A 12,829-nucleotide genomic window follows, 5' to 3' on the forward strand; every position below is an offset into this window, starting at 1 on the left:
GGCTGCTGCAAAACTGCTCTCATGACAACCACCATTGACGGTGTTTTTCGTTGATCTGACCGGGTCCCTGGCCCGGTCGGGTATATCCGCGGGGTCATTCGCGGAGCTCTCCGACGATCAGTCGGAGAACACCCACCGGGCCATCGCCCGGCTCTCCCGCGAGGTCGCCACGTACCTCGCTTTGTCGGCGGCGATCGTCGCCGTTCGCTCCGACTGGCAGCTCGGCCGCGAGGGCCTCGCCCGCAAAAAGGGCTACCCCAGCCCCGAAGACCACGTGCAGGCGCTCGGCGGAGGCGGCGGCACCACGAAGGCCGATACTCGCCGCCTGATCGAGGCCGGCACCATGGCCACGGAAGCCGAAACCGCCCGGGAACGCCAGAAGCTAGCCGATCGCCTGGTCCTCACGCACCCGGAGGCGCCTCCGGTCGAGGTGCGCGTGCCCTGGTTCGCCCCGCTCGGCGCCGCGGTCACCGACGGAACCCTCACCACCGAGTGCGCAACGGCGATTCGGCGGGGCCTCGGCGAACCGGCTATCGGGGTCACGGAGCGCCTGCTCACCGATGCGGTCGTGCACCTGATCGCCGAGTGCCGCACCCGGAACGCCGACCAGGCTGCGAAGGCAGCCCGCCACTGCCGAGATCAGATCGATGCCGCCGGTGTCGCCTCGCGGGCCGACGCGATGCGCGCCCGGCAGCACCTGCGGGTCTGGGACAAGCCCGACGGTATGCTGCACGGCACCTTCGAACTGGACCCGGAGAACGGTGCCTACTTCACGGATTTCCTGCTGCAGATCACCGGCCCCCGCACCGGCGGACCCCGGTTTGTGGAGAAGACCGAGAAGGAGCGGGCGCAACGGATCATCGACGACCCGCGGTCAACGGATCAGATCGCCGCCGAGGCCCTGATCGAGGTGATCAAGGTCGCCGCGGACGCCGACCCCGGCACCCTGTTCGGCCGCATCCGCCCCTCCGCGAAGCTTGTCGTCACCGCGACAGATACTTCGGCACCGACACCCTCGCGTGGCGCCTCGGGCGAACTGGTTCTGGCAGACGGGTTCATCGAAGGAACCCCGGACGCGATTCCGACGACCACGATCGACCGGTCGATCTGCAACACGGGTTTCGTACCGGTGTTGTTCAGCAGGGACGGCACCGTGCTCGACGTGGGGCGGGAACAACGGCCGCCAACCCGACTTGCGCGCCGATCCGGCTGGTCAGCGCATCACTGCTGAAGCCGCGGTCGCCGTTGAAACCACGCGCCTGAACGAACCGGGCAGCTGCCCGGTAGAACCCAAGGCCAGTCGGTTCTAGGTGGACTCGGCGTCGTAGGGGGCAGGCTCGGCGGCGGCCCGTGTGAGCGGGCTGAGGGCCGCGGTGCCGGCGGCCGTGCCGAGGAGGGAAGCGGCGGCGGGGCTCGCCCGGGACAGCGTCGCCGATTGCTCTTTGAGCGGTTCTTCTTCGGTGAGGGCTTCCCGAATGATCCGGCGCGGGTCATACTGGCGCGGATCGAGTTTCTTCCAGTCCAGTTCGTCGAACTCCGGGCCCATTTCGTCACGGATGCGTTCCTTGGCACCATTGGCCATGTCGCGCAGCTGCCGCACGAGGCGGGCCAGTTGAGCCGCATAGTGCGGCAATTTGTCGGGTCCGAGCAGGAAGACGGCGATGATCCCGATGATGAGGATCTTCTCAAACGTCAAACCGAACATAACCCCAGAATATCCCTCGGCGAGGCATCCACCGACCATGACGACTGCGGCCATAGTCTTGACCTATTCATCAACTGGAGTGAACTTGTCTGACATCGTATTGAACTGGAAATTCTCCGACGACTCTGTCGTGGAGTCCGAAGCCGTGGCCAAGGCCCGGCAGCAGTCCCTGGAGCTGGGGATCGACGCGATCGCGCCGTCCGTCGGAGCTCAGGTTGCGGTGCTCGCCGCCGCCACAGGGGCCCGCAGCGTCCTTGAGGTCGGCACGGGGGTGGGTGTGTCCGGGCTGTGGCTGCTCCGGGGCGCACCGGGGGCCATGCTGACGTCGATCGACACGGAGGTCGACCACCTGCAGCACGCCAAAGTGAACTTTCTGGAGGCGAAAGTCCCCGCAAACCGGGTGCGACTCATCACCGGTCGGGCCGCCGACGTTCTGCCGCGCATGAACGAGAACTCCTACGACATCGTTTTCATCGACGCGGACCCGCAGTCCGTGATCGAATACGTGGAACATGGGCTGCGCCTCGCCCGGCCCGGCGGGACCGTGCTCGTCGCCCACGCACTGTGGCGCGGACGCGTGGCGGACCCGGCCAAGCGCGACGATGTCGCCACGGGTTTTCGCACCCTGCTCAGCGAGATTGCGTCGTCGAATGCGGTGATCAGCGCACTCTCCCCCGTCGGCGACGGCCTGCTTCAGATCACCAAGCTGCGCGCGTAGGGCAAAACGAAACGGCTGCATCATCCTGAGAACAGGACGGTGCAGCCGTTTCGCGTAAGGCTACTTGACCGCGTTGACGACCCCGGCAAGCGCGTCGTGAAGTTCCTTGGCCTCGGCGTCGTTCACAGAGACGACAAGTCGACCCCCACCTTCGAGCGGTACACGCACGATGATCAGGCGCCCCTCCTTTACAGCCTCCATTGGCCCGTCTCCGGTCCGTGGCTTCATGGCCGCCATGAACTCCCCTTTCATTCGTCTTTGTATATGTCTATTATCGACCATTGCGGCCCGAGACGTAAATCTGCCCAACTCGTCGACGCCGGATGACAACTTATGGCGGCGTCCAGTCGAGACCGTCTACTCCCCAGCAGATCAACAGCCACCCCCATTGTCCCGCAACAAATAGCAGGACGATACCGATTCGGTAGACCGGATGCCGGGGCACCGCGACGGCGCCGAGCAGCGGAAACATCGGCATCAGCAGTCTGAACGTGCTCGATTGCGGAAAGAACACGGCCAGAAGGTACAGCGCATAGCCGGCCACCCACAAGCGCAGGTCCACCCCGAGCCGGCGAACGGCGGGCAGGAACATCGCCGCGGCGAACAGCACGATCAGGGCGATGACCACGACAATCCCTCGCGGCGAACCGAGCCACCAGACGCCGCTTTGGAACCACGCCGTGAACGGCACCAGCTCCTGGTACCCGATGTACGGTGCCCGCCACGCGAGCTCGGTATCCGTGTACGCCGTCATGCTGCCCGTAACGACCCACGCTGCGACGGGCCAGGCGAGGCCCATGACTCCGCTGAACACGGCGACGGAGACCGCGATCAACCGTTCCCGGGCTTCGAACGCATCCCTCGCCCGAGTCACGAAGCGCACAATGACATGCAGTCCGAGGGCGAGGGCGAAGGCGAGCCCGCTCGGCCGGGTGAGCGCCATCACGGCGATCACCGGGAATAACAGCGCGTACCGACGTTCGAGCAGCAGGTACAGCGCGAGCGTGAGGAAGAACAGGTACATCGACTCGGCGTAGCCGAATTGCAGCAGGGGCGAAAGCGGGGCGACACAGAACAGCACGACCGAGAACATGGCCGTGGACGAGTCCAGGACGCGGTTCATCAGCCGGTAGAACAACAACGCCGTTCCCAGGCTGAAAGCCACAGAAACGAAGACCGCGACCGGCGCCCAGTCCTGCCCGCTCAGGATCATCAGCAACCGGGCCACCCCGGGGTAGCCCGGCATGAACGCCCACGCGTTCTCGCCGATCTGTCCCTCGGCGGTGAGTGGCAACACCGCGGGGTACCCGCTCACTGCAACGATGTTGTACCAGCGGCCGTCCCACATGTTGGCGAAGTCCACGTAGTTGGGGTTCGCGCCCGTCCAGGCGTTCTGGCCCTGCACTCGTGCGAGCAGCAGAATCAGCGTGGTCGTCACAACGCGGGACACCGCCCAAACGCACAGCACTCGAACCCACCATGGGGTGAGCCGGTAGCGTGCCCGCCATGTGGCCGGCAAGCGTTGTGGAGCGTCTGTTCCGCGGCCGGTCAGCCGTCCGGCGGCGGGTTGTCCGTTCAGCGAGCGGATGCGCTCAGCCACGACCGCAGACCCGTTTCGCAGGCGGTGATCTGGTCGACGGCGACGCGCTCGTCGTCGGCGTGTGCCTTGAGCGGGTCGCCGGGGCCGTAGTTGACGGCGGGGACGCCGAGTGCGGAGAAACGGGCGACGTCGGTCCAGCCGTACTTCGGCATGGCCTCCCCGCCGACGGCGAGCAGGAACTCCTGCGCGAGCGGGGCGTCGAGACCGGGCCGGGCCCCCTCGGCCCGGTCGACGACGGTCACGTCGAACTCGGCGAACAGCTCACGCAGGTGGGCCTCGGCCTCGTCGGCGGTGCGGCTCGGTGCGAAGCGGTAGTTCACGTGCACCATGCACTCGTCGGGAATGACGTTGCCGGCGATACCGCCGCTGATCCCGACGGCGTTGAGGCCCTCACGATAGACGAGGCCCTCCACCTCAACCTGGCGCGGTTCGTACGCGGCGAGCAGATTGAGAATGGGCGCGGCCCGGTGGATGGCGTTGTCGCCGACCCAGGCGCGGGCGGAGTGCGCGCGCAGCCCGAAGGTACGCACCTCGACTCGAATGTTGCCGTTGCAGCCGCCCTCGACGGCGCTGTTCGTGGGTTCTCCGAGGATGGCGAAATCGCCCTCGAACAGGTCGGGACGGTTGCGGGCGAGTCGGCCGAGGCCGTTAAGGGCGTCGGCGACCTCCTCGTGGTCGTACCACATCCAGGTCACGTCCACGCCGGGCTCGACGAGCTCGGCGGCGAGCTTGAGTTGCACGGCCACACCCGCCTTCATATCCACGGTGCCGCGTCCCCACAGGTATTCCACGCCGTCAATCGTCTCGAACCGGGTGGGGAGGTTCTCGTTGAGCGGCACGGTGTCAATGTGACCGGCGATCACGACCCGCTGGGCACGGCCGAGGTTTGTGCGCGCGACGATCGTGTCACCGTCGCGGATGATTTCGAGGTGCGCGGAACCGGCCAGGGCGGTTTCGATCGCATCGGCGAGCGCCCTCTCATTGCCGGACACCGACTCGATGTCACAGATCTGACGGGTGAGCGCGATGCTCGAACCGGCCAGGTCGAGGGCTACGGGCGTGTGGGCAAGATTCGAAGGCAGAGAAGACACCCTACTAATCTAGAGGAATGGTTACCCGCGAGTCTGAATCCACGTCCCCCGTCAATGCCTGGGGGTACGGCCTCGCCACGGTCGCGTCCGACGGGCTCGTGCTCGACACGTGGTTCCCGTCCCCGCAGCTCGGTGAACTGCCCGCCAACCGCGACCGGTGGATCGTTCCCGCTGAGTTGACTGAGGCCGCCGGACCCGACGAGCGCCGTGCGGTTCGGCTGGAGGCCGTCACGGTGGAGATCGACCTGCAGGCCCCGCCCGTGGGGACCTCCGACGCGTACCTGCGCCTGCACCTGCTGTCGCATCTGCTCGTCGCGCCCAACACGATCAACCTCGACGGCATCTTCGGGCACCTGCCCTCCGTGGTCTGGACCAACGCCGGGCCCATGACGCCGGCCGATTTCGCCCGGCTGCGCCCCGCCCTGCAGCGCGCCGGTATCTCCGCCACCGGAATCGACAAGTTCCCGCCGCTGCTCAACTACGTTGTGCCGGCCGGCGTGAGAATCGCGGATGCCTCTCGGGTGCGCCTCGGCGCCCACCTGGCCCCCGGCACCACGGTCATGCATGAGGGCTTCGTCAACTTCAATGCCGGCACACTCGGGTCGTCCATGGTCGAGGGACGCATCTCCCAGGGCGTCGTGGTCAACGCCGGGTCTGACATCGGCGGCGGTGCGTCCATCATGGGCACGCTCTCCGGCGGCGGCACCCAGCGCGTCTCCATCGGCGCCAGGGCCCTGCTCGGCGCCAACTCGGGCGTCGGCATCGCGATCGGCGACGACACGGTCGTCGAGGCTGGTCTGTATGTGACGGCCGGAACCAAGGTCGTGCTGGTCGGCGAACCGCGCGGAAACGACGGGCAGCCCCGCACGGTGAAGGCCGTCGAACTCAGCGGCGTGCCCAACCTGCTGTTCCGCCGCAATTCCGTCTCCGGCGCGGTCGAGGCACTCGCCCGCAGCGGCACGGGCATCGCGCTCAACGAGGCCCTGCACGCCTGATCCGGCCGTCCCATCGTCACGCGGGGCTGTTATCCAGTAGCATCCGGGTAAGCCGAGCCCACATCAGGCTCACCCGGCACGAATGCACCACCGCACAATGAGTCACGAGGGAGTGATGTGGGCACCGACGCTCCGCGCAGCAAACGGCACCGCCGGCTGAGACGACTGTTCGCGGTTCTCGGGGTGCTGCTCACCATCGTTCTCGTCGTCGCCGGACTTGGGGTGTGGACGGTCACCAGGTCGTTTCCGACCCTGTCCGGTGAGGTGAACATTGCCGGGCTCGGCGCTCCGGTCACGGTCCTGCGCGACGATGCGGGCATCCCCCAGATCACCGCGACGACGGCCACCGATCTGTTCCTGGCGGAGGGATACGTTCACGCCCAGGACCGGTTCTGGGAGATGGACTTTCGCCGCCACGTGACGGCCGGGCGACTGTCTGAGCTCTTCGGGGAGAGCCAGGTGGGCACCGACACCTTCGTGCGAACGCTCGGTTGGCGCGCCATCGCCGAAGAAGAGGTAGCGCTGCTCGATCCGGAGACGCTCGCGTACTTTCAGTCGTACGCGGACGGCGTCAACGCCTACCTCGACACGCACCGCGGCGCCGACGTGTCGGTCGAGTACGCGGTGCTGGCGGTGCAAAACCCTGGATACGAGCCGGAGCCGTGGACCCCCGCCGACTCGGTCGCGTGGCTCAAGGCCATGGCATGGGACCTGCGTTCCAACCTCGTAGATGAGATCGACCGCGCCCAGCTGACGACCACGCTCGATCCTGCCCAGATCGCCCAACTGCATCCGTCGTACCCGTACGACACCCATCCCACCATCGTTGACGGTCCACCCGCGGTGCCCGCGACCGCGGCGGCGACCGTCGCGACGGACGCCACCGAGACCGCAGCGGACGCGCTCGCCGCCGGTGGCGAATACAGTGCGGCGCTCGCGTCGCTCCGCACCTCGCTTGCGTCCGTGCCGGAGTTGCTCGGCCCCGACGGCGGAGAGATCGGGTCGAACTCCTGGGTCGTGTCCGGCAGCCTCACCGATAGCGGCAAACCGATCCTCGCCAACGACCCGCACCTCGGGCCGGCGATGCCCTCGGTCTGGTATCAGGTGGGGCTTCGCTGCAGCACCGTCTCCGCCGAGTGCCCCTTCGACGTGGCCGGCTACAGTTTTTCCGGCCTGCCCGGGGTCGTGATCGGCCATAATTCCCGGGTGGCCTGGGGATTCACCAACCTCGGACCGGACGTTGCCGATCTGTACGTGGAGAAGGTCACCGGCGACACCTACGAGTACGACGGGGTGGCGAAACCGCTGCTCGTGCGCAACGAGAAGATCTCCGTCGCAGGCGGCCCCGGCGTGAAGATCGCCATTCGCTCCACGGAGCACGGGCCCATCGTGAGCGGCCTCGCCGGAAGTGAGTTTCCCGGCATTGCCCGTGACTTCCCGGAGGCCGCCGGCATCGCCGCGGCACCGGACACCGCCGACCCTGCCATGACGTATGAGTTGTCGCTGCAGTGGACGGCGTTGACTCCCGGTCACACGGCATCCGCCATCTTCGCGATTAATCGCGCCACGAATTGGGAGAGCTTCCGCGCGGCGGCATCCAACTTCGACGTTCCCTCGCAGAACCTCGTCTATGCGGACGTCGACGGCAACATCGGCTATCAGGCCCCCGGGGTCATCCCGATCCGGTTCACGGGCGACGGCACGGTCCCGGTGCCGGGCTGGACGAGCGAATACGGCTGGAGCGGGTACATCCCGTTCGGCGAGCTGCCGCAGGTCTTCAATCCCCCGAGCGGATACATCGTGGCGGCCAACAACGCGGCCGTGGGCCCCGACTACCCGTACCTGATCACGGCCGACTGGGACCTCGGCTACCGGGCCGACCAGATCACGAAGCGTCTCACCGCCCTGATCGCGGCGGGCACCCCGTTCACGGTCGATCTGATGAGCGAGATCCAGGCGGACGAGTACAGCGCGATTGCCGCGGCACTCGTACCCACGCTGCAGGCCATCCCCGTGGACGGCACGGCCGCCGAGGCACAGAAATTGTTCGAGGGCTGGGACTTCACGGTGGCCGCTGACAGCGCGGCCGCCGGGTACTTCAACCTCGTATGGCACACCCTGCTGGAGGAGACGTTCAACGGGACGCTCCCGGACGGCACAGGCATGACCGGCGGTGACCGTTCGTTTGCCGTTGTGACGCGTCTGCTGGCCGAGCCGTCGTCGCCCTGGTGGACCAACCAGCGCCTCGGCACGGTCAACCAGTCGGGCATGCTCAAACGAGTGCTCGAAGACGCCGCAGACGAGGGCATCGAGCGCATGGGCGACGATGTGTCGGCCTGGGACTGGGGTCAGTTGCACACCCTCGAACTCACCAACCAGAGCCTCGGTAAATCGGGCATCGCACCGATCGAATGGCTGTTGAATCGCGGCCCGTACGAGCTCGGCGGCGGCTCCTCGGTCGTGAACGCGCAGGGTTCAGACGCCACTGTGGGCTACGAGGTGGACTGGGTCCCGTCGATGCGTCAGGTGATCAGCCTCGCGGACTTCGACGAGTCCGTCTGGATCAACCTCACGGGCGCATCCGGACACGCCTTTCACCCCAACTACGTTGACCAGACGCCACTGTGGCAGCGGAACAAGACCAGACCCTGGCCGTTCACCCCGAAGGCGCTCAGCACGAGCGCCACCGACACGCTGACGCTGCTCCCCGGCCAGTAGGGGCCGGGGGCCCGCGGATCAGCGGTGCTGCGGGTAGTCCCTCGCGCCCGAGCCGACGTACAGCTGCTGCGGGCGCCCGATCTTGGTGGCCGGATCTTCGTTCATCTCGCGCCAGTGCGCGACCCAGCCGGGCAGGCGTCCCATGGCGAAGAGCACGGTGAACATGCGCGTGGGGAAGCCCATGGCCTTGTAGATGACGCCCGTGTAGAAGTCGACATTGGGGTAGAGCTTGCGCTCCTTGAAGTAGTCGTCGCTGAGCGCGAGGTTCTCGAGCTCCTGCGCGATGTCCAGCAGGTCATCCTTGATGCCGAGGGCGGCCAGAACCTCGTGGGCGCTTTCCTTCACCAGAGTGGCGCGCGGGTCGAAGTTCTTGTAGACGCGGTGTCCGAAGCCCATGAGCTTGACGCCCTGCTCCTTGTTCTTCACGCGTTCGACATACTTCTCGACGCCCTCGCCGGACGCCTGGATCTCGCCGAGCATCTTCAGGACGGCCTCGTTCGCGCCACCGTGCAGCGGACCGAACAGGGCGTTGATGCCGGCGGACACCGAGGCGAACAGGTTCGCGCCGGTGGAACCCACCAGGCGAACGGTGCTGGTGGATGCATTCTGTTCGTGGTCTTCGTGCAGCATGAGGAGGCGCTCGAGCGCCTGGCTGACGACAGGGTTGACCTCGTACGGCTCGGCCATGTTGCCGAAGTTGAGTCGCAGGAAGTTGTCGGTGAAACTCAGTGAGTTGTCGGGGTACATGAATGCCTGCCCGACGCTCTTCTTGTGCGCATACGCAGCCATAACCGGCAGCTTGGCGAGCAGACGAATGGTCGAAATTTCGACCTGCTCCGGATCCTTCGGATCGAGCGAGTCCTGGTAAAACGTCGACAGGGCGGACACGCCGGAGGCGAGCACGCTCATCGGGTGGGCCTTGTGCGGCAGCGAGTCGAAGAAGCGACGCATGTCTTCGGGCAGCAGTGTGTGCCGACGGATGCGATCGTCGAAGTTTTCGAGTTCAAGCGGGGTGGGCAGCTCGCCGTAGATGAGCAGCCACGCGGTCTCCAGGAAGCTTGAGTTCTGTGCGATCTGTTCGATTGGATACCCGCGGTAGCGCAGGATGCCCTGGTCGCCGTCGATGTAGGTGATGGCCGAGCGGGTCGCCGCGGTGTTGACGAAACCGTAGTCGATGGTCGTCAGGCTCGTTTTCTTGGTGAGCGTTGAGATATCGATGCTCGACGCGCCGTCGATGCTCTGCACGATCGGAAATTCAGCCGTGCCCTCCGGGTACGTCAGAGTGGCCGTCTGCGGTTCTTCAACAGCCGTCTGGTCTGATTCGCTGGATATTGTTTGCTGCGCGACGTTGGTCACGGAGCCTCCCTGAGTTTCGCTGCCTATGGTGCCGGTCGTCGACCCGGCGCACAGCGCGCCCGGCAAACTCGTTCCGGATACAGCTTAAGGGGCACAGCCGCCTACTGTTGCATCCACCAAGACTTCGGGAGTTTCGTTGGGCATGTTCCACAGCCCACCGGGTTGCGGGACGACGCCGCGGATCAGGCGCGAAGACGCGCCGCGGCCGCGGCGATGCGCTCGTCCGGTGCGGTGAGCGAGAAACGCACGTGGTCCGCGAAGAAGTCACCGTAGAACGGGCCGGGGCCGGCGAGGATCCCGAGATCGGCCAACCGGGCAATGGAATCCCAGGCGTCTCGCCCTTCGGTGGCCCACAAATACAGCCCGGCCTCGCTGTGGTCGATGCGGAACCCCGCATGTTCAAGGGCCGGCAGTAGCACCGCACGGCGGGAACGGTAACGTTCCCGCTGCACCGACACATGCTCATCGTCGCCGAGAGCGGCGATCATGGCGGACTGCAGCGGTGCCGGCAGCATGAGGCCGGCGTGCTTGCGCACGGTGAGCAGACGTTCCAGCACGTCGGCGTCCCCCGCGGCGAAGGCCGCCCGGTAACCCGCCATGTTCGACTGTTTGCTGAGCGAGTAGATCGCGATCACGTTCGTCATCGACCCGTCGATCACACGAGGGTCGAGGATGCTGGGTATCGGCTCGGTGTCCCACGGCGCATCCCAGCCGAGTTCGGCATAGCACTCGTCGCTCACGATGACGGCGCCCAATTCACGGGCGCGCCGCACGGCGGCGCGAAGCTCCGGCACGCTGAGCACCCGCCCGTCCGGGTTGCCCGGGCTGTTCAGCCACACGAGCCTGGTCGATTCCGGCCACTGGGTGGGATCATCGGAGGCGAGCGCGTTCGCGCCGGCAATGGCGGCCCCGATCGCGTAGGTGGGGTACGCAGCGCGCGGGTGCACGATCGTATCCCCTTCCCCCAAACCCAGCATGAAGGGCATCAGGGCGACGAGTTCCTTGGATCCGATCGTCGGCAGAACGTTCTGCTCGGTGAGGGTCGTCACGCCGCGGCGGCGGGCGTACCAGGCCACGATGGCGCGTCGCAGTTCGGGTGTGCCGGTGGTTTGCGGGTAGGCGTGCGCATCCGTTGCCTCGGCAAGGGCCCGGCGGATGATCTCGGGTGTCGCGTCGGCCGGTGACCCGATCGACAGGTCGACGATGCCGTCGTGGTGGGCGCGAGCCCGCGCGGCAAAGGGATCCATCTGGTCCCACGGGTAGTCGGGGAGCGGCTTGAGCACGGGTCTCTAGTGCTGGACCTGGGGCGGGAGCACGGAGATGACCGGGTGGTCCTTGGCGATTACGCCGACCTTGGCCGCGCCTCCGGGCGATCCCACGTCGTCGAAGAATTCGACGTTGGCCTTGTAGTAGTCGGCCCACTGCTCGGGGAGGTCGTCTTCGTAGTAGATGGCCTCGACCGGGCACACCGGTTCGCAGGCACCGCAATCGACGCATTCGTCGGGGTGGATGTAGAGCGAGCGTTCGCCCTCATAGATGCAGTCCACCGGGCATTCGTCGATGCAGGCACGGTCTTTCACATCGACGCACGGCAGCGCAATCACATACGTCACTTGATTCAGGTCCCTTCGAGAGCAGGCCTTCAGTCTACGACGGATGACGCCTGCGGCTAAAGTCGAAACCCGCACGGCGGGCCGTCGTCTATTTTCGGCTGGGGATTCGCGGCCAGGCCAGCACAAACGTGGCGACAAGGGCCGGAACGACGGTCCACAGGGTGCCGGTCAGCCCGGCCGGAACGAGAACGGATCCTCCGGCGCCGCGCAGCGACAGCAGAAATATGGTCAGGAGCAGCGCGGTGGCGCAGAACAGCACGACCATCCGGCCGCCCGAGACCAGTCGCAGTCCCACGAGCAGCGCCGTGACAGCCACGATGGCGAGAATGAGGCCGAGGGGGAACGCCACGGCACCCACACGCAGGGTCGACTGGTGGGACAGCGTTCCGAGCACGCCGAAGGCCACCCCGGCCACGACACCCCCGCCCGCCGAGAGAGCCTGGTGCAGCACGGTGGGGGGCGGGTCGGCGTCGGGAGCGGGGCGGGGCGCATCCAGACGCGAATAGGCTTCGGTGCCGGTCACGGTCACGGTGCCCCCGTCGGCCGGGGTCACCGCGTCATCCTGCACGCTCCACCGTTCCGGGTAGTGCGTCAGCGCGCGAAGTTTCTGCGGGACTTGATCGTGCATGTCAATCGCCAGGAGGCGTTCCTCGGTGGCATCGGGGAGCCTTCGGGTGAGAAACAGGGGCAGTCCGGCGGCGTGCGTGACGCGGGTCGCGGCCTCGCGCAGCTCGTCGCTGACGGCCCCGACGACAACAGCGGTGGCCCACTGGTGGACGATTGCGTCGGCGAGCGCCTCTCGGGTCTCCTCGGAGTCCGGGTCGGCGACCGGCAGCATCCGCCACTCGCGTGATCCCAGATCGGCCAGGGCCGCTTCGAGAGCCCGGGTGTCGGCGACGGTCGTTTCATAGACCACGAGGGATGGCGAATCGTCGCCATGCAGGCGCGCGATTGTGCCCCCGGTCAGCCACGATTCGTCGCCCGGACGCGCGTGAACGAAGACGATGCGTTCGCTACTGCCGGACATGACCAT

Annotated in this window: 12 protein-coding genes; 4 read left to right on the plus strand and 8 right to left on the minus strand. The window is 66.7% G+C overall.

All coding sequences use genetic code 11. The annotated features are described in order from the left end of the window. Positions 1-40: 40 nt before the first annotated feature. Entirely contained in the window at positions 41-1,231 is a 1,191-nt protein-coding gene (locus AC1MB9_RS10895) for a DUF222 domain-containing protein (RefSeq protein WP_479961974.1), read from the plus strand. Positions 1,232-1,306: 75 nt separating this feature from the next. Here AC1MB9_RS10895 and AC1MB9_RS10900 read toward each other — a convergent pair whose 3' ends face one another. Next, positions 1,307-1,705, minus strand: coding sequence for a twin-arginine translocase TatA/TatE family subunit (locus tag AC1MB9_RS10900; RefSeq protein ID WP_479961975.1), 399 nt, complete (start codon positions 1,703-1,705; stop codon positions 1,307-1,309). An 85-nt stretch (positions 1,706-1,790) separates the two neighbouring features. Here AC1MB9_RS10900 and AC1MB9_RS10905 point away from each other — a divergent pair, with 85 nt between their 5' ends. Continuing rightward, complete coding sequence (locus tag AC1MB9_RS10905) at positions 1,791-2,423, plus strand: O-methyltransferase (RefSeq protein WP_479961976.1); 633 nt, start codon at positions 1,791-1,793, stop codon at positions 2,421-2,423. 60 nt (positions 2,424-2,483) lie between these two features. On the opposite strand, the gene AC1MB9_RS10910 is transcribed toward AC1MB9_RS10905, so the two are convergent. From AC1MB9_RS10910 to dapE, 3 genes are all read right to left on the minus strand, one after another. After that, positions 2,484-2,660 (minus strand): DUF3117 domain-containing protein, encoded by a 177-nt coding sequence (locus AC1MB9_RS10910; RefSeq protein ID WP_081882276.1) that lies wholly within the window; start codon positions 2,658-2,660, stop codon positions 2,484-2,486. A gap of 94 nt (positions 2,661-2,754) precedes the next feature. Next, positions 2,755-4,023 (minus strand): hypothetical protein, encoded by a 1,269-nt coding sequence (locus AC1MB9_RS10915; protein ID WP_479961977.1) that lies wholly within the window; start codon positions 4,021-4,023, stop codon positions 2,755-2,757. Beyond that, positions 3,999-5,114: a succinyl-diaminopimelate desuccinylase gene (gene dapE, locus AC1MB9_RS10920; RefSeq protein WP_479961978.1), complete on the minus strand. Its 1,116-nt coding sequence runs from the start codon at positions 5,112-5,114 to the stop codon at positions 3,999-4,001. The genes AC1MB9_RS10915 and dapE overlap by 25 nt, the downstream gene beginning before the upstream one ends. 17 nt (positions 5,115-5,131) lie before the next feature. Between dapE and dapD the strand changes: the two genes are divergently transcribed. Beyond that, the gene (gene dapD, locus AC1MB9_RS10925) at positions 5,132-6,109 is read left to right on the plus strand and encodes a 2,3,4,5-tetrahydropyridine-2,6-dicarboxylate N-succinyltransferase (protein WP_479961979.1); all 978 of its coding nucleotides are present in this window, start codon (positions 5,132-5,134) and stop codon (positions 6,107-6,109) included. Between the two features lie 117 nt (positions 6,110-6,226). After that, positions 6,227-8,827, plus strand: coding sequence for a penicillin acylase family protein (locus tag AC1MB9_RS10930; protein ID WP_479961980.1), 2,601 nt, complete (start codon positions 6,227-6,229; stop codon positions 8,825-8,827). Between the two features lie 18 nt (positions 8,828-8,845). Here AC1MB9_RS10930 and AC1MB9_RS10935 read toward each other — a convergent pair whose 3' ends face one another. The 4 genes from AC1MB9_RS10935 to AC1MB9_RS10950 all read right to left on the minus strand — a co-directional run bounded on the left by AC1MB9_RS10935 (position 8,846) and on the right by AC1MB9_RS10950 (position 12,823). Continuing rightward, positions 8,846-10,159, minus strand: coding sequence for a citrate synthase (locus tag AC1MB9_RS10935; RefSeq protein WP_479964626.1), 1,314 nt, complete (start codon positions 10,157-10,159; stop codon positions 8,846-8,848). Between the two features lie 206 nt (positions 10,160-10,365). Next, the gene (dapC, locus tag AC1MB9_RS10940) at positions 10,366-11,466 is read right to left on the minus strand and encodes a succinyldiaminopimelate transaminase (protein ID WP_479961981.1); all 1,101 of its coding nucleotides are present in this window, start codon (positions 11,464-11,466) and stop codon (positions 10,366-10,368) included. A 6-nt stretch (positions 11,467-11,472) separates the two neighbouring features. Next, positions 11,473-11,796: a ferredoxin gene (gene fdxA / locus AC1MB9_RS10945; RefSeq protein WP_479961982.1), complete on the minus strand. Its 324-nt coding sequence runs from the start codon at positions 11,794-11,796 to the stop codon at positions 11,473-11,475. 88 nt (positions 11,797-11,884) lie between these two features. Continuing rightward, the gene (locus AC1MB9_RS10950) at positions 11,885-12,823 is read right to left on the minus strand and encodes a PIG-L deacetylase family protein (protein WP_479961983.1); all 939 of its coding nucleotides are present in this window, start codon (positions 12,821-12,823) and stop codon (positions 11,885-11,887) included. Positions 12,824-12,829 lie beyond the last annotated feature (6 nt).

Source organism: Cryobacterium sp. AP27, assembly GCF_056680495.1.